The 14,830-nt window shown below is 63.8% G+C and carries 18 protein-coding genes; 10 read left to right on the plus strand and 8 right to left on the minus strand.

What is annotated here, in order from left to right:
* Positions 1 to 47 precede the first annotated feature (47 nt).
* The 4 genes from bioB to bioD are packed head-to-tail and all read left to right on the plus strand — an operon-like array spanning position 48 to position 4,224.
* Complete coding sequence (gene bioB / locus ACNO8S_RS07165; RefSeq protein WP_420182720.1) at positions 48 to 1,163, plus strand: biotin synthase BioB; 1,116 nt, start codon at positions 48 to 50, stop codon at positions 1,161 to 1,163.
* Between the two features lie 2 nt (positions 1,164 to 1,165).
* On the plus strand, positions 1,166 to 2,269 hold the full coding sequence (locus ACNO8S_RS07170; protein WP_050038063.1) for a transcriptional regulator: 1,104 nt from the start codon (positions 1,166 to 1,168) through the stop codon (positions 2,267 to 2,269).
* A gap of 21 nt (positions 2,270 to 2,290) precedes the next feature.
* Entirely contained in the window at positions 2,291 to 3,493 is a 1,203-nt protein-coding gene (locus ACNO8S_RS07175) for an aminotransferase class I/II-fold pyridoxal phosphate-dependent enzyme (RefSeq protein WP_064288058.1), read from the plus strand.
* Positions 3,490 to 4,224, plus strand: a complete 735-nt coding sequence (gene bioD, locus ACNO8S_RS07180; RefSeq protein WP_420182721.1) for a dethiobiotin synthase — start codon at positions 3,490 to 3,492, stop codon at positions 4,222 to 4,224. Before ACNO8S_RS07175 ends, bioD begins: the two co-directional genes overlap by 4 nt.
* A gap of 198 nt (positions 4,225 to 4,422) precedes the next feature.
* Here the strand turns inward: bioD and ACNO8S_RS07185 are convergent, their stop codons facing one another.
* Both ACNO8S_RS07185 and acs read right to left on the minus strand, forming a co-directional pair.
* Positions 4,423 to 5,499: a phosphotransacetylase family protein gene (locus ACNO8S_RS07185; protein ID WP_014040355.1), complete on the minus strand. Its 1,077-nt coding sequence runs from the start codon at positions 5,497 to 5,499 to the stop codon at positions 4,423 to 4,425.
* Positions 5,496 to 7,601: an acetate--CoA ligase alpha subunit gene (acs, locus tag ACNO8S_RS07190; protein WP_008309166.1), complete on the minus strand. Its 2,106-nt coding sequence runs from the start codon at positions 7,599 to 7,601 to the stop codon at positions 5,496 to 5,498. Before acs ends, ACNO8S_RS07185 begins: the two co-directional genes overlap by 4 nt.
* A gap of 132 nt (positions 7,602 to 7,733) precedes the next feature.
* Between acs and ACNO8S_RS07195 the strand changes: the two genes are divergently transcribed.
* Complete coding sequence (locus tag ACNO8S_RS07195) at positions 7,734 to 8,123, plus strand: hypothetical protein (RefSeq protein ID WP_420182722.1); 390 nt, start codon at positions 7,734 to 7,736, stop codon at positions 8,121 to 8,123.
* 177 nt (positions 8,124 to 8,300) lie between these two features.
* A complete protein-coding gene (gene dpsA, locus ACNO8S_RS07200; protein ID WP_008309164.1) occupies positions 8,301 to 8,834 on the plus strand; it encodes a DNA starvation/stationary phase protection protein DpsA in 534 nt (177 codons plus the stop codon).
* A gap of 135 nt (positions 8,835 to 8,969) precedes the next feature.
* On the opposite strand, the gene ACNO8S_RS07205 is transcribed toward dpsA, so the two are convergent.
* A complete protein-coding gene (locus ACNO8S_RS07205; protein ID WP_004961340.1) occupies positions 8,970 to 9,119 on the minus strand; it encodes a hypothetical protein in 150 nt (49 codons plus the stop codon).
* Between the two features lie 148 nt (positions 9,120 to 9,267).
* Here ACNO8S_RS07205 and ACNO8S_RS07210 point away from each other — a divergent pair, with 148 nt between their 5' ends.
* From ACNO8S_RS07210 to ACNO8S_RS07220, 3 genes are all read left to right on the plus strand, one after another.
* Complete coding sequence (locus ACNO8S_RS07210; RefSeq protein WP_014040359.1) at positions 9,268 to 9,852, plus strand: DUF7547 family protein; 585 nt, start codon at positions 9,268 to 9,270, stop codon at positions 9,850 to 9,852.
* 79 nt (positions 9,853 to 9,931) lie between these two features.
* A complete protein-coding gene (locus tag ACNO8S_RS07215) occupies positions 9,932 to 10,411 on the plus strand; it encodes an HTH domain-containing protein (RefSeq protein ID WP_420182723.1) in 480 nt (159 codons plus the stop codon).
* A 59-nt stretch (positions 10,412 to 10,470) separates the two neighbouring features.
* The gene (locus tag ACNO8S_RS07220; RefSeq protein ID WP_014040361.1) at positions 10,471 to 10,611 is read left to right on the plus strand and encodes a hypothetical protein; all 141 of its coding nucleotides are present in this window, start codon (positions 10,471 to 10,473) and stop codon (positions 10,609 to 10,611) included.
* Here the strand turns inward: ACNO8S_RS07220 and ACNO8S_RS07225 are convergent, their stop codons facing one another.
* The 4 genes from ACNO8S_RS07225 to ACNO8S_RS07240 all read right to left on the minus strand — a co-directional run bounded on the left by ACNO8S_RS07225 (position 10,612) and on the right by ACNO8S_RS07240 (position 14,193).
* Positions 10,612 to 10,992 carry a Zn-ribbon domain-containing OB-fold protein gene (locus ACNO8S_RS07225; protein WP_023843261.1) on the minus strand — a complete coding sequence of 127 codons (381 nt, stop codon included), beginning with the start codon at positions 10,990 to 10,992 and terminating at the stop codon, positions 10,612 to 10,614. It lies immediately after the preceding gene.
* Positions 10,989 to 12,140: a thiolase C-terminal domain-containing protein gene (locus ACNO8S_RS07230; protein ID WP_014040363.1), complete on the minus strand. Its 1,152-nt coding sequence runs from the start codon at positions 12,138 to 12,140 to the stop codon at positions 10,989 to 10,991. Before ACNO8S_RS07230 ends, ACNO8S_RS07225 begins: the two co-directional genes overlap by 4 nt.
* 64 nt (positions 12,141 to 12,204) lie before the next feature.
* Positions 12,205 to 13,032 (minus strand): DUF7551 domain-containing protein, encoded by an 828-nt coding sequence (locus ACNO8S_RS07235; protein WP_014040364.1) that lies wholly within the window; start codon positions 13,030 to 13,032, stop codon positions 12,205 to 12,207.
* Between the two features lie 6 nt (positions 13,033 to 13,038).
* Positions 13,039 to 14,193 (minus strand): ABC transporter substrate-binding protein, encoded by a 1,155-nt coding sequence (locus ACNO8S_RS07240; protein WP_050038071.1) that lies wholly within the window; start codon positions 14,191 to 14,193, stop codon positions 13,039 to 13,041.
* 143 nt (positions 14,194 to 14,336) lie between these two features.
* Between ACNO8S_RS07240 and ACNO8S_RS07245 the strand changes: the two genes are divergently transcribed.
* On the plus strand, positions 14,337 to 14,522 hold the full coding sequence (locus ACNO8S_RS07245; RefSeq protein ID WP_008309156.1) for a hypothetical protein: 186 nt from the start codon (positions 14,337 to 14,339) through the stop codon (positions 14,520 to 14,522).
* Here ACNO8S_RS07245 and ACNO8S_RS07250 read toward each other — a convergent pair.
* Positions 14,519 to 14,830, minus strand: a complete 312-nt coding sequence (locus tag ACNO8S_RS07250; RefSeq protein ID WP_050038072.1) for a hypothetical protein — start codon at positions 14,828 to 14,830, stop codon at positions 14,519 to 14,521. The two genes, ACNO8S_RS07245 and ACNO8S_RS07250, sit on opposite strands and share 4 nt — an antisense overlap.

Here is a 14,830-nt window from a genome sequence, read left to right on the forward strand (position 1 = left end):
CCGGACCCACCCGAATCTTTATCAGACCGTCAACCGACAGCGAGAATGTGGTTTACGAGACGGGCAACCAAACGATAGACGACGCTGTCGCACGCGTGCTGGACGGCGAATGCCTCGACCGCCGGGACGGATTGGCTCTCATCGCACAGCCAGTCGACGACCTGGCGTCCGGGGCCGACTACGTGCGCACGCAACTGGGTGACGACACCGTCGACGCGTGTTCGATCGTAAACGCCAAAGCCGGGAACTGCGCGGAGGACTGTGGCTTCTGTGCCCAGTCTGTCCACTTCGACACCGGCATCGACAACTACGGCTTTCTCGGCCCGGAGAAGATACTGGAGGCCGCAAAGCGCGCCGAACGCGACGGCGCACAGCGGTTCGGTATCGTCGTCGCCGAGAAGGGCGTCTCGAAGGAGAACCGCCCCGAGGAGTGGGAGGAAGTCCTCGAAGCCATCCGCCTCGTCCGCGACGAGACGGACGTGGAGGTCGACGCGAGCCTCGGCATTCTGACCGAGGAGGAGGCCGCGATTCTGGCTGATGAAGGACTCAACCACTACAATCACAATATCGAGACCTCTCCCCGGTATTTCCCGGAGGTCGTCCAGACCCACACGTTCGAGAAGCGGGTCGAGACGCTCCGGGTCGCCAAGGACGCCGGGATGGACCTCTGTGCCGGTGTCATCCTGGGGATGGGCGAATCCCCGACCGATAGAGTCGACGCGGCGATGGCCCTGCAGGACATCGGCATCTCCTCGCTCCCGGTCAACATCCTGAATCCGGTCGCTGGGACCCCCATGGCCGAACAGGGGCTGCCCGATATCACGACCGAGGAGGTCGTCAAGACCATCGCGGTGTACCGCCTGCTCCACCCCGAGTCCCGGGTGCGCCTCACCGGCGGACGCGAGGTCAATCTCGACACAGATGGACAGGTGGCCGCGCTGGAGGCCGGTGCTGACGGCATCCTCACTGGTGATTATCTCACTACCGAGGGACAGACGGCGGCCGACGACCTCGAAATCATGGAAGAGGCCGGACTGGAACCCAACACGGAGGCCAACGAGTTCGACCCTGAGGCGGTCAAAGAACGCGCGGCTGACGAGACAGAAACCGAGACGGCGGCAGGGACAGCACAGACGAAATCAGAACTCAAATCCGACGACTGACAATGGACGACATACGCTTTGCAGTGCTCGGAACCGGTGGTATCGGACGGCGGACGCTCGAAGTCTCACAGCACAAGGACGGCCTCACCGCGGTCGCGGCCTGTGACCGCAACGGCGTGGCTCTCGACCACGATGGCCTCGACGTAGACGAACTGCTGGCGGCGACGGAAGGCAATATCGCGAGTGGGCCGGCGGAACACGCATCCGACTCGACCCCCGCGGCACCCACGGACGACTACGCCTCGGACGGCGGGGCGGCCGCAGTCGAGGGTGGCGGCGTCAAACAACATGGCGATCAGTCCGGTATCGTCGCCAGCGAACAGGGCGAACCCACGGAGACACCTATCGACGACATCATCGCCGAGAGCGACGCTATCGACGCCGTGCTGTTGGCGCTCCCGAACCTCGAACACGACTTCATCCCGCGCGTGGCTGAGCGCTTCGCCGAGGCCGACTACGAGGGCGTCATGATCGACGTGCTCAAACGCTCCCGAGTCATCGGCATGCTCGACGACCGCGAGGACCTGCTGAAAGAGTCCGGCATCACGTTCGTCTGCGGGGCCGGCGCGACCCCCGGCTTCCTCACCGGCGCGGCGGCACTCGCCGCCCAGTCCTTCGTCGAAGTCGAGGAGGTCGAGATCTGGTGGGGCGTCGGCCTCAAGTCCGGCTACGAGGACAACCGGGGGACGGTCCGGGAAGACATCGCCCATCTCGACGGCTACGACATCGAGACGGCCAGGGAGATGAGCGAAGCCGAAATCGAGGCACTCATCGACGAGCACGACGGCGTGCTGGAGTTCCACGACATGGAACACGCCGACGACGTGCTGCTGGAGCGGGCCGGCATCTGTGACGCCGAGGACGTCCACGTCGGCGGCGTCCTCGACGTTCGCTCCGACGAGAAACCGACCACCACGACGGTCAGCGTGACTGGCACGACATTCGACGGGGAGACGGGGACGAACACCTTCGAACTGGACGACGTGACCAGCATGGAGGCCAACGTTAACGGCCCGGCGCTTGGCTACCTGAAAGCCGGCGTCCGGAACAACCGCGCCGGGCACTACGGCGTGTTCGGCCCCGCCGATCTGATGCCCGGCTTCTGAGACCGCCTGATTCCCCTTTTCATGACACACGGCTTCGATTTGAACGACCGACTCGAACAGCGTGACGCACAGAACCTCCGCCGGCATCTGGAAGTCGCCGAATCCGTCTCGGCTCGGACCCGCTTTACCGACGACCCGAAAGGCGAACCACCGGAGTTCGGCGACGAAGCCGTCGTCTTCGCCTCGAACAACTATCTCGGGCTGGCCGACGACAGCCGGGTCCAGCGAGCGGCGGAACTGGGCGCACGGACCGTCGGTACCGGCGCGGGGGCTTCGCGGCTGGTCACCGGCGACACGCAGGTCCACCGGGCGCTGGAACGCGACCTCGCAGCCTCGAAAGGAACCGAGCGAGCGCTGGTGTTTTCCTCCGGCTACGCGGCCAATATTGGAACAATCGACGCGCTGGCCCCGGATGTCGTCTTTTCGGACGAGCTGAACCACGCCTCGATTATCGACGGCTGTCGCGTCGGAGCCAGCGAAACAGTGGTGTACGACCACTGCGACTCCGACGATTTGCGGGCGAAAATGGGCGCGCGAGCGGCCGATGTCGGCGGAGACGAACAGTGGCTCGTCGTCACAGACTCCGTGTTCTCGATGGACGGAGACATCGCGCCGCTATCGGCCATCTGTGACGCCGTCGACGAGTACGGCGCGTGGCTGATGGTCGACGAAGCACACGCGACCGGGCTGTTCGGCGACACCGGCGGCGGTGTCGTCCAGCGCGAGGGGCTGAGCGACCGCGTCGACGTGCAGTTGGGTACGCTCTCGAAGGCATTGGCGAGCCAGGGCGGCTATATCGCTGGCGACGAGGTGCTTATCGAGTATCTGCTGAACGCCGCGCGGTCGTTCGTCTTCTCGACCGGGCTATCTCCACCGAACGCCGCGGCGGCCCGCGAAGCGCTGCGAATCGCTCGCGAGACCGACCGCGCGGCGGAACTCTGGGACACTGTGGCCACGCTCCGGGACGGACTGGAGACGATGGGCTACGAGGTGCTCGGCGAGACGCATATCCTCCCAGTCGTCGTCGGTGACCGCGGGGACGCGCTGGAACTGGCCGACAGACTCCGCGACCACGGTATCGTCGCGCCTGCGATCCGACCGCCGACAGTGCCCGAGGGCACCTCTCGTATCCGGGTCGCGCCGATGGCGACACACACCGCCGACGACATCGCGCAGTGTCTCGACGCCTTCCGAACCGCCGGTACAGAGGTGGGCGTGCTATGAGCGATACGAGCGAGGATTCGGGCCTTGACCGCGGGACTGGCCGCATCGCGGAGGACGGCGTGTTTGTCGTCGGCACCGACACCGGCGTCGGCAAGACGGTCGTGACTGCCGGGCTGACGGGCTGGCTACGGGACGCGGGTACGGAGGCAGTCGCCGTCAAGCCCTGCCAGACCGGATATCCGCCGGACGACGACGCGGCGTTCGTTGAGTCCGTCTGCGGTACGACCGATGCCGCGGTCTGTCTGAAGCGGTTGTCGCCACCGCTGGCACCGGAAGTGGCCGCAAGAGAAGCAGACGACGACGTCACGCTTTCCTACGAGTCGATCCGCGACGGGGTCGCCGATGTCGTGGCAGGAAGCGAGACGGCTGTCGTCGAGGGTATCGGTGGCCTGCGCGTCCCACTCGCGGACGGTCGGGAGATCATCGACCTCGTTTCGGATATCGGGCTTCCCGCGCTGGTCGTCGCCCGCTCGGGCCTCGGGACGCTCAATCACACGGCGTTGACGGTCCGAGCGCTCCGCCAGAGAGATGTGCCAGTCGTCGGTGTCGTTCTCAACGAGTACGAAGGCGCGACGACCGCAGAGCGGACGAATCCGTCGGTCATCGAACGGATGACCGGGTGCTCCGTCTGGCCCGTTCCGCCGCTGGACGTCGAGTCGTCAGACAGCGTGATTTCGGGGATCAGCACAGATCTCCCGCGGTCGGTGGTACGGCCAGCTATCGACCAGTAGCTGTCCATACGTGGCCGAGCAAAGGGGATAGAACGGGGGCAAACCCCCGTCGTGTGACACTACGGAGCCGGTAAGGCTCCATCTGATACTTGACTACCAACCACTAAAATAGTAAGGCACGTTTCATGTGGAGGTTTCGCCCTAGCGCGGGGCCATGTTCCGTTAGGAACGGACTAACGCCCAGCCGAAACGACGGTACTACAGATCGATTGACAGCAGCGCCTCGATATCGACACCGTCGTCCAGTAGCGACTGCATACGGTCGACTGTTGCCTCGTTGCGTGTCTGGCCGGTCCGGAGCACCTCCTCGACCCTGTCTATCGTCGTCCGCGTGTCCGATTGGACTGACAGCACTGGGACGTTTTTCTCGGCCGCCTGTCCGATGACCGCACTGGGGGGCTGGAACCCACCCGTGAGGAGTAGCGCCTTGATACCGGACGCTTCGAGAGCAGCGGTCTGGACCTCCGAGCGGTCGCCGCCGGTGACGACGACGGCATCGCGCGTCCGCCGGAAGCGTTCGAGTGCGCTGCTCCCGCTCATCGCGCCGACGCTGAACCGCTCGACGTGGACGTCGGTGTTGGCATCGCCAGTGAGGATGTCCGCGCCGAGGTTCCGGGCGAGGTCGGCAACGGTGACGCCGGCGAGCGAGCGGTCACGCGGCAGAATGCCGTGGACTGGAATCCCCTCGCCTTCGAGGAACGGAACCACGTCGTCGGCGAGTTCGTCCACCGTCGCGTCGGTGACGCCGTTGAACAGGACGCCGTCGAGTCGATCACCGATCGCCCGGGCCGCGGACAAAATCTCGTCCGTATCACTGGGCGTGTCGTAGCCGGTGACTAACAGCACGCGGGCGTCGAGCAGTTCCGCGATATCGATGTCCGTGAGGTCGACGATACTGCCGGTCGTCAGGTCGCTACTCCCCTCGACGAGGAGCAGGTCGGTCCCGTCAGAACACGTCTCGATGCCCTCTTGCAGTCGCTTGCGGAGGTCATCCGGGTCCTCACGCCCGCGGATGGCTTCCTGGATGAACGTCGGCGAGTAGACGATGGGTTCCATGTCGTGGAGGTCGGTCTCCAGATCGAGCAGTTCGCGGGCGAGCATCGGGTCCTCGTCCCGCGTCTTGCCGACCGCGCTCCGCAGGCGCGTCCCCTTGGGCTTCATGTAGCCGACGTCGTAGCCCGCGTCGTGGGCACGCGTCGCTAGCGCGAGCGTGATAGCCGTCTTGCCGATACCTTCCTCCAGTGACGTGACGAGTAGCGTGTTCGTGTCGGTCATAGTTTCTCCTGGTCGAGGGTGAGTCGCAGGTCGACCGCCTGCACCCCGTCGGGCGTCGCGACGAGGGGGTTGATGTCCAGTTCGACGATAGCGGGGAAGTCAGTGACGAGTTGCGAGAGCCGCTGGATGGTTTCCACCAGCGTCGCTTCGTCGACGGGGTCGCGGCCTCTCGCACCGCGCAACAGCGGTGCGGAGTCGATGTCGTCGAGCATCCCTTTCGCCTCGTTCTCGCTGACGGGGGCGACACTGACAGTGTTGTCTTCGAGCACCTCGACGAAAATACCGCCGAGGCCGAACAACAGCAGCGGCCCGAACTGCGGGTCGCGGTTCATCCCGAGGATCGTCTCGACGCCGTTGTCGAGGTCGACCATCTCCTGTACCTGAACGCCGAGAATTGTCGCATCCTCCTGGTAGTTGCGCGCCCTGACGACGAGGTCCTCGTAGGTGTCCCGGACGTCTTCGACGGGGACACCGACCTCGACGCCGCCGATGTCCGACTTGTGCAGGATGTCCGGGCTGACGATTTTCATCACCACGTCGTCGCCGATCTCCTCGGCGATAGCCTCCGCTTCGACGGGCGAGGAGACGACATCGCCCTGCGGTGTCGGAATCCCGTACGCGTCGAGCAGGTCCATCGCTTCCACGCCGAGCCGGTTCGACCCGCGGCGGGCACCGGATTCGAGTATCTCGCGGGCCCGCTCGCGGTCTACGTCGAACGTCGTCGGCTCCTCGTACTCGGTCGCCCTGATCTCCCGATAGCGTCTGAGAGCGTCCAGACTCCCGACCGCGCGGGCCGGATCGAAGTAGTTCGGCACGCCCGCCTCGCTCAGGACGTTCGCACCGGCGTCGACTGACTTCCCGCCCATCAGCGTCGCCGCGACGGGTTTCTCGAACCGCTCCTGCTGTTCGACGACCCGTTCCGAGAGTTCCTCGAAGGAAAGCACTGCCGTCGGACAGGCGACGACGACGGCCATCGAGACGCTGTCGTCCGCAAGTACCGTTTCAAGCGCCGTTTCGAAGCGCTCCGCGGGAGCGTCCCCGATGATGTCGACCGGGTTGTAGATGTTGGCTTCCTCGGGCATCTCCTCGCGGAGCCGGGAGAACGTCTCGTCGCCGAACTGCGCGAGTTGCAGGTCCGAGTCGCCGACGGCGTCGGTCGTCATCACGCCGGGGCCGCCGGCGTTCGTGACGATGGCGATTTCGTCCCCGTCCGGGAGCGGTTGGCCGGCGAGAATCTGGGCGTAGTCGAACAGTTCCTGTACGGATTCGACGCGGAGCGTCCCAGCCTTGTCGAGGCCGGCCTCGTAGGCCCGCTCCGATCCGGCCATCGCACCGGTGTGGGAGGCCGCCGCGCTCGCACCCGCGTCCGTGCGACCGGACTTGACGAGGACAATCGGCGTGTCCTGTGTCACTTCACGGGCTGTCTGTACGAACGACGACCCGTCGTTGATGTCCTCCAGATAGCCCAGAATGACGTCGGTATCGGGGTCGTCGCCCCACTCGGCGACGAAATCGCTCTCGTCTAGCACCGCTTTGTTCCCGAGCGAGACGATGTCTTTGAAGCCGACATCGCGCTCGGCGGCCCAGTCCAGCACGGCGGTGATGAACGCGCCCGACTGGCTCATAAAGGAGATGTCGCCGTCGCTGGCCATCTCATTGCCGAAAGTGGCGTTGAGCCCGACGGGGGTCGACATCACGCCGAGGCTGTTCGGGCCGACCAGATTCAGGTCGTATTTGCTGGCCGCCTCGCGGAGCCGCTGCTCGCGTTCGGCCCCATCACTGCCGGTCTCACCGAACCCGGCAGTGATGACGACGACGTTTTCGATACCCGCTTCCCCGGCGTTCTCGATGACGTCGACCGCCACCGTCGGCGGCACGACGACGACAGCCACGTCGACCGTCCCGGGGTCTTCCAGGCCGGCGAGGTTGTCGTAACACGGCAATCCAAGCACTGTCTCTTTGTTCGGGTTTACGGCCACGACCTCCCCTGCAAACGAATCGAGCAGGTTCGTGGTGACCGCGTGACCGACGGACCCCTCCGAATCGGTCGCCCCGACCACTGCGACACGTTCCGGCGCAAACAACGTCGATAATCGTCCCATGCCTCTACTCGGTGGTTACAGGGGGCCCGAATATAGATGTGGGGAACTCCCAGCAAGCGGGAATCTAGACGATTCATTACCGCGATTTCGGTGTGACGGTGTTTTTGTTCGTCACCCCCGTAGCGACGTCCGATGACTGACGTAGCGCTCTTAGCACCGTTCGACGACGAAGTGGTCCGTGGAGTCGCAGGGGCAAACAGCGTCGACGAGGAACAGTTGCGAACCGCGCTCGCTGACCACCAGCAAACGATGCGTGACAATCCCGGTGTCGAGGACCTCGTCTACGAGTGGCGAAAGCGGTTCGACGACGCAGTGCTACGCCGCACGCCCGAGACGTTCTTTATGGCGGTCAGAGAAACTGTCTGGGAAGAGTACGGCGCACATCTCGGTCTGGACGACTACCTCCTCGCCGCGGTCGTCGCAGTCCATCAGGAGCAAGTCCTCCGTGAGACAGCGGTCGACAGCAGCGCAATCGACGAGGACGCGGTCGCGCTCGTCGTTTCCCGGCCGTCGTCGGAGTAGTCCTATCCCTTTTATATCAAGCGCAGAGTGCTGACTCGAGCGAGGGTTGGTATCAGCGGATAATATTTCTGTTCAGGTAACCAGCCATTCTATCTTAGAACATATTTTTTGGGTTCCCGAAAACATATTTTCACAAAACAATCTTTAAGTGGCTTCCCCCTGTACAATAAGATGACTATGGCAACACAAGAGCACGTCCGACGCGAGTTCGGGGAAGTCGAAGAGAACGAACTCCGCCTCGACAAAGAGAAGTCCGAGCAGGTTATCAACGCGCTGAATCAGGACCTTGCGGACACGTACACACTGTACCATCAGGTCAAGAAGCACCACTGGAACGTCGAGGGTGCCGAGTTCCGCGACCTCCACCTGTTCCTCGGCGACGCCGCCGGCAACGCCGAAGAGGCAGCCGACGAACTCGCGGAGCGGGCCCAGGCCCTCGGTGGCACGCCCGTCGCTGGCGGCAAGGCACAGGAAGAGCACGCGTCGGTAGAACCGGAAGGACAGGACGTGTACGACATCCGGACGTCGCTCGAAAACGACCTCGAGATGTACGGCGACATCATCGAGTCGCTCCGTGATCACATCGACCTTGCGGAGAACCTCGGTGACCACGCGACGGCGCAGATCCTCCGGGAAATCATCGTGCAGACCGAGGAAGACGCACACCACATCGAGCACTACCTCGAAGACGACACGCTCGTCTTGGACTAACGTCGGCCCACCGCCTTCTGCCGAATTTTCTGTTACTGGTAGCGTCGCTACCCAGTTCAGATCGTGGAGAGACCCGCCTGTGAAGAAAGTAACTCAGGAGTCAGAGGAAAGAGAAACGCGGCGCGGACGAACGGACTACCGTCGAAGGTCGACGGTGACGTCGGTCGAAATCCAACCGTCTCGGTTCCCGTCTTCGGTAAACACGGTTCTGTCAGCACCGCTGTCCAGTGCTGCAACGTCCGGGCGGTCCTCGGAGGTCTCGACATCGTCCGTCTGTGATGGCATTACCTGAGTTAGGCACCCCTAAAGCTAAAAGGATTTTGGTTGGCCTAATCATCTGTGGCTGCCAGCCCCCACACCGGGGGGAGAGACGACACGAAACCGGCCGGCCACACGGCGCGGCCTTTAGTACCCGAGGCGACAAGAGAGAGGTATGAGCTCGGACGACGACCTTTCCGCCCTGATTACGGACCTCGTTACGACGCTGCAGGAGCTAGAGACGGAGGTCGAGCCTACGACCGACAGCGGCCTGCCGCGGCCGCCGACACCGAGCGAACTCCTCCGGTTCACCAGCGACGTGACCATTCCTGCGGTCATTCTGGTGTTGAAGACCAACATCGAGGCGCTGAAGATACTCCGTCGAGCCCTCCGGATGGCCGAAGGGCGGCCGACATCGACCGGGTCCGCCTCGGATGAGGTGCGACAGCGTGCGAGTGATCTGAGTCGGGCCACGCTCTCTCGCCTCGACGGTGCGTTGACCGACCTCCAGCAGGCTGTCGAAGGGACACCGGAAGATGAAGAGGCCCGCGAGCTTATTCAGGAAGCCCAACAATTGCGTGGCCAGATCCAGGATAGATTAGCCAATGAACCAGGGGTGAGCGAGGAGGTCGACTCCGACCAGGTTACTGACGTCCCAGTGGACGTAGACGCCGAACTACGGTCGATAAAGGACGATATCGAAGGTCCAGACAGGGACGACACCGGTCCCGAAGACGGAGAGGGGAGCGACGAGGAGTAAAGAACTTCAGCGTAGTGTGAGATTTTCACTCCTGGAAACATAATGATTTATTATGTCACAGAGCTAGGTACGAATACCGATGTCCAGCTCTACTGCTCCGGGCAGTCGTCGGGCGACCCTGTTCGTCCGGTCTGACCTCCCAGCGCTGTCACAGAAACGCTGTACCGCTATCGAACGTGAGCTACAGGAGCTGGTGTGCCGTGGCGTACTCGACGACGTCGACACAGTCGAGTGGGAGAAGCGCGTGCCGCTGCAGGGCTCCGGTAACGGACCTGAGCGGGACCTGTACAACGAGTTTGCGGAGTGGGCCCGCGAGGCTGGTGGCTGCCTCGCGCCGTTTTTCGACACCCGGCTCTGTTACAGTTCGACGACGGGCGAGAAGCGCCGCGAACTCGTCATGCCGGCCGTCTGCCTCGCAGTCTACGAGAGCGGTGACCTCGTACAGGTTGCCCCCTTCGCCGACAGAGGCCGAACTGAGTCCGTCGAAGAGTGTATCGCCGAGCTGGCTGAGACGGGGGCCCTTCCCGACACCTATTCGACAACGGTTTCGACCGTATAGCGCACTCACGTTCTGTTCGCGGCTTCTACGTCGTCTTCGGCGGCGCCGACGGGTACAGCATGCTCAGCGACGCAACTGTCCTCGTCTCGTCGAACGAGGACGCACTCCTCTCCGACCTCGTCAGCAACACTATCGAGGAACAGGGGACGATTTCGCCGACGACAGACGGTCGGATTATCCGACAGGGTGAGGAGAGCTGATCAGACCGGGTCCCAGCGGTAGCCGTCCCAGTCCTGACTCTCGGGCACTTTGATGCCCGCGTCGGGGTCGCGGAGTTCCTCGACGTAGACGGGTTCGACCGTGTCACCTGTTTCGACCTCGTCCGTGGTCACCTGCCCGAGCGCGCGGACGAACTCGTCGCTCGCATCGGAGACGTCCGTTATGTCGAACTCAACGATAGCCAGCGTGTTTGGCTCGCGGACGCCCGGCGGCGTCGCCGTCGAGTGGGTCCAAGTGACCACTTCGCCGGTCCGGTCCGCGAGGTCGAACGTCGCGTCCTGTGGTTCGCCACACTCCGGACACAGCGGATGGGTGGGGTACGAGACGTGACCGTTTGCGCACATGCCTGCTTCCAGCGTCATTCTGCGGCCTCCATGATGGTGGTGATGACACAGTTGCCAAAGCCGCCGACGTTACACGCCAGTGCGGTGTCGGCGTCGACCTGTCGCGGCCCGGCCTCGCCGACGAGCTGTTCGTAGATTTCGACGCCCTGCGCGACACCGCTTGCCCCCAGCGGATGGCCCTTGGACTTGAGCCCCCCGGAGGTGTTGATCGGCAGGTCGCCGTCCTTTGCAGTGGCACCGTCCATCGCCAGCTCCCAGGCCGTCCCTTGCTCGGCGACGCCGATACCCTCTAGCTGGAGGAACTCCAGAATGGTGAACATGTCGTGTAGTTCCGCCACATCGAGGTCCTCAGGACCGAGGCCGGCCATCTCGTAGGCCTCCTTGCTCGACTCGACGACCCCGCCCATGACCGTCGGGTCGTCGCGCTCGTGGACGACGTGGGTGTCGGTCGCCCCGCCGATGCCGGAGACGAGGGCGTACTCGTCGGTTATCTCTTTGGCGCGCTCCTCTGTGGTGAACATGAGCGCGGCGCTGCCGTCCGTGATCGGACAGAAGTCATACAGACGCAGCGGGTCCGCGATGATGGGTGACTCGAGCGCTTTCTCCATCGTGATCTCCGTCTGGAACTGCGCCTTGGGGTTGTCCACGCCGTTTCGATGGTTCTTGACCGCGACCCGGGCGAGCGACTCCCGAGGGGCGTCGAACCGCTCCAGATAGTGCCGGGCGGTCATCCCGGCAAAGGACGGGAGCGTCACGCCGTGCTTGTACTCGTCGGGGTGGGTAATCGAGGCGATGATGTCGGTCGCCTGGCCCGTCGTCTTGTGAGTCATTTTCTCCCCGCCGACTAACAGCGTCATATCGCTGGCCCCGCTGGCGACGGACTGCCAGGCCTCGTAGATGCCTGCTCCGCCCGAGGAAGAGGTCTGGTCGACCCGTTCGCTGTAGGCCGGAAGCACTCCCAGGTCGTGGGCCAGCAGATTCATGATTCCCGTCTGCCCTTCGAACTCGCCACTGGCCATGTTCGAGACGTACAGGTGCTCTACGTCGTCGGGCGCAACGCCGGCGTCCGTGAGGCATTCCTCGCCCGCCTGCGAGAGCAACTCGCGGATCCAGGCGTCGCGTTGCCCGAATTTCGTCATTGACGCGCCGATTACTGCGACTCCCATACCTGTGCCGTCACAGGGGTCTCGTGTATGTATTACGGTCCGACCTATAGATCGAGTGGAATGTTCACGCAGTCGTCGTGACGACCGACAGCCCTTCGGCGGGTTGGTCACCGGCCAGTGAGACGAGCAGGCGCCAGCCGTCCGGGGTTCGCTCGGCTTCGGCCATCTGTGGCGTGATACTCGTCCGGCGCAGCAGTTCGACGGCAATCGGCAACACTGGGCAGCGGAGGTCCGACAGCGTCGGGCGATAGTTCTGTAATGTAATATATCTGGAACAGCGGCCGGGACCGACCGCGGCGGGTTCGATTGCTGTCTCGTCGACCAGCCCCGCTGTTTCGAGGTCGGCGACGGCGTCCCGGACCGGCTCAGGCCCGCTTGGCTTCCTCGGTAACTGGCCGGCGGCTTCGCGGAGGGTGTCCGCCTGTACTTCCGGGTCGAGATTGTCGGCGATCGCCGTGGCCATACTTTCGAGCATCGCCAGACAGAGGCGCTCGCGGTTCTCCGTCTCCTCGGCCGCTTCGAGGTAGCTGTCGATGACTGCCTGCTCGACGGAGCGATGACGGCCTGACAACACCTCGAACAGCGACCCGGCGACCGTGTGACAGTACTCCGGGAGCGATGACGGGCCAGTCCTGACGGCGTCGGTCCCCCACGGCGCTTCACAGACGATGAGGCCGTGGACGGTGACACGGGGGTCGTAGCGGCGGAGGGCACTCCGGTAGGCGGTCGCGACGCTGGCCGCTTCGGCAGCCGTCTCGCGGTCCGGGAACTGCATTCCCGACACCGGGAACGGCGGCGTTCCTGTCCGGGCGCTGACGACGCGATACGGCCCGACAGCCACGCTGAGTTCCGAGAGCCTGTCACGGATGTCCGCGAGTGTTCGTCCGACCATGGTGCCCTACAGCTCTCCGGCGACGATATCGGCGACACGCTGACGGTCGAACAGGTTCCGGTCCACGTCGTACACCTGCGACGCGGCCCGTTCCGTGAGGACCAGGCTCGTTATCGGCCCCTGGTACAGCGGGCCACCGCGATACACGTTCCCGTTCTGTACCGCCGTCAGTTCGCTTCCGCTCTGGTCCGATTTGAGGAAGCTGACGACCGTGTCCTCGAACTCCGAGCGCGTTTTGTTCTCCTGTCCGCGCAGGAGCAGGTACTCCGGATCGATGTCGAGCAGGGTCTCGAAGTCGACCTTGCTGCGGTCTGCGTGGAAGTCCCTGACATCGGTCTTCGCGAAGGCATCGCGTACCCCGAGGTCTCGCCACTGTTTGAAGCTGGTCCCGGCCTCGATGAGGTACGGTGAGAAGCTGGTGGGCTCGTCGCTGCCGGCCCATACGATAGCTACCTCGGGCCGTTCGGACTCCGAGTCCGGCACGAGGTCTTCCAGGCTCGTCTGGAATTCTTCGTGGAGAGTCCGGAACGCCTCGAACCGGTCGGTCCGCTGGAACGCCTGGGACAGTTTCTCGAAAGCTTCGTACAGCGTGTAGTAGGTGTAGTCGTGCCACTCGTAGCCGGTCGAGAAGATGCTGTTCCCGAAGAAGGGACCGACCTGGGTTTCGATTTCGTCGATATCCGACTGTTCCCAGGACCCGCGGCTCTGCAAGAAGTTCGGGTCCATGACGTGGATGTCGGCGTCTATCTCGTAGAACTGCTCTTTCCCGACACCGCTGTCCCCCCACAGCTTCTGGATCGAACTCCCGTCGACGCTGACGCCCGGGATCTCGTCGTAGTACTGAGTGTGGTATCGGGAGGGGAGCCAGACGCCCTCTGGTGCGTCGAGGCCGAGCGCGATCCCCATGTCGGCCCAGCTCCCGTTGTTCGCGACCCAGCCCTCCGGAACTGCCTCGAACGTGACCTCGCCCACCGGTTCCATCGCGACGGAGTAGCCCGACTCCGTCGGTTCCGTGGTCGCTGTCGCGGTCGTCGTACCGGAATCCGTCGCGTCATCAGTCGCGCCGTCACCACCGCTCCCGGCCTCGGACTGACCCGAGCAGCCGGCGACGGCACCTGCCAGGCCGACACCGGTCGCAACGATGTACTCTCGTCGGTTCATATCTTTTTAGGCTTGCCTAAATGGTTTAAATCTTCCCATATTTAGGTAGCCCAAAAACGCCATGAATCGACAAACAGCACCATAGCCCCCGACAGTGAGAATCCACACAAAGTATATCCGTGTGTGCTAACCACACACGAAATATGCAGGAGGCCTGGCTCCAACTACAATGTCCGGCGTGTTCAGTTGCCTGGGAAGAGCAAGTGTCCGACCTCCCGGCTCCGGAGACACAGTTCGTCTGTGACGACTGCGGGGCCGAACGGGCGCTGTCGGAGTTCATGCGGACCACCCGCGACCTCGAAGTGCTGCAGGAGTTTACGGACTCTTAGTATCGCGCTCGCGCCGCCGCCTTCCACTCCTCGCCCCGCTTGACGTCGTTCGGGGGGCGGCGCTTGCCCACGCTCGCCAGCCGTCCGGCCAGCGTCCACTCGTCCACGTACTCGACGGTCGAGCGCTGCGATGACGCTTTAGCAGCGCGCCGGCGGTCGGTCAGGTGAGCGCTGATCACAGCGGCGATAGCCGCTGCTTCTGCCTGTGACGCGTCCGCCGGTATCGACAGCGACAGGTCCTCGGGGCCCTCGATATCGGTAAGCGGCGGCGTCTCCGCGTCCGACTGCGGTGTGTTGCGAGTCGCCAT

It is taken from the genome of Haloarcula sp. KBTZ06 (assembly GCF_048595605.1).
Classification (GTDB): Archaea; Halobacteriota; Halobacteria; order Halobacteriales; family Haloarculaceae; genus Haloarcula; species Haloarcula hispanica.

What these genes read in the sequence shown, in the direction of transcription:
- ACNO8S_RS07170 (WP_050038063.1), top strand. Translation starts at nt 1,166, where the DNA reads ATGGACGACATACGCTTTGCAGTGCTCGGAACCGGTGGTATCGGACGG.
- ACNO8S_RS07175 (WP_064288058.1), top strand. Translation starts at nt 2,291, where the DNA reads ATGACACACGGCTTCGATTTGAACGACCGACTCGAACAGCGTGACGCA.
- bioD (WP_420182721.1), top strand. Translation starts at nt 3,490, where the DNA reads ATGAGCGATACGAGCGAGGATTCGGGCCTTGACCGCGGGACTGGCCGC.
- ACNO8S_RS07185 (WP_014040355.1), bottom strand. Translation starts at nt 5,499, where the DNA reads ATGACCGACACGAACACGCTACTCGTCACGTCACTGGAGGAAGGTATC.
- acs (WP_008309166.1), bottom strand. Translation starts at nt 7,601, where the DNA reads ATGGGACGATTATCGACGTTGTTTGCGCCGGAACGTGTCGCAGTGGTC.
- ACNO8S_RS07195 (WP_420182722.1), top strand. Translation starts at nt 7,734, where the DNA reads ATGACTGACGTAGCGCTCTTAGCACCGTTCGACGACGAAGTGGTCCGT.
- dpsA (WP_008309164.1), top strand. Translation starts at nt 8,301, where the DNA reads ATGGCAACACAAGAGCACGTCCGACGCGAGTTCGGGGAAGTCGAAGAG.
- ACNO8S_RS07205 (WP_004961340.1), bottom strand. Translation starts at nt 9,119, where the DNA reads ATGCCATCACAGACGGACGATGTCGAGACCTCCGAGGACCGCCCGGAC.
- ACNO8S_RS07210 (WP_014040359.1), top strand. Translation starts at nt 9,268, where the DNA reads ATGAGCTCGGACGACGACCTTTCCGCCCTGATTACGGACCTCGTTACG.
- ACNO8S_RS07215 (WP_420182723.1), top strand. Translation starts at nt 9,932, where the DNA reads ATGTCCAGCTCTACTGCTCCGGGCAGTCGTCGGGCGACCCTGTTCGTC.
- ACNO8S_RS07220 (WP_014040361.1), top strand. Translation starts at nt 10,471, where the DNA reads ATGCTCAGCGACGCAACTGTCCTCGTCTCGTCGAACGAGGACGCACTC.
- ACNO8S_RS07225 (WP_023843261.1), bottom strand. Translation starts at nt 10,992, where the DNA reads ATGACGCTGGAAGCAGGCATGTGCGCAAACGGTCACGTCTCGTACCCC.
- ACNO8S_RS07230 (WP_014040363.1), bottom strand. Translation starts at nt 12,140, where the DNA reads ATGGGAGTCGCAGTAATCGGCGCGTCAATGACGAAATTCGGGCAACGC.
- ACNO8S_RS07235 (WP_014040364.1), bottom strand. Translation starts at nt 13,032, where the DNA reads ATGGTCGGACGAACACTCGCGGACATCCGTGACAGGCTCTCGGAACTC.
- ACNO8S_RS07240 (WP_050038071.1), bottom strand. Translation starts at nt 14,193, where the DNA reads ATGAACCGACGAGAGTACATCGTTGCGACCGGTGTCGGCCTGGCAGGT.
- ACNO8S_RS07245 (WP_008309156.1), top strand. Translation starts at nt 14,337, where the DNA reads ATGCAGGAGGCCTGGCTCCAACTACAATGTCCGGCGTGTTCAGTTGCC.
- ACNO8S_RS07250 (WP_050038072.1), bottom strand. Translation starts at nt 14,830, where the DNA reads ATGGCGACTCGCAACACACCGCAGTCGGACGCGGAGACGCCGCCGCTT.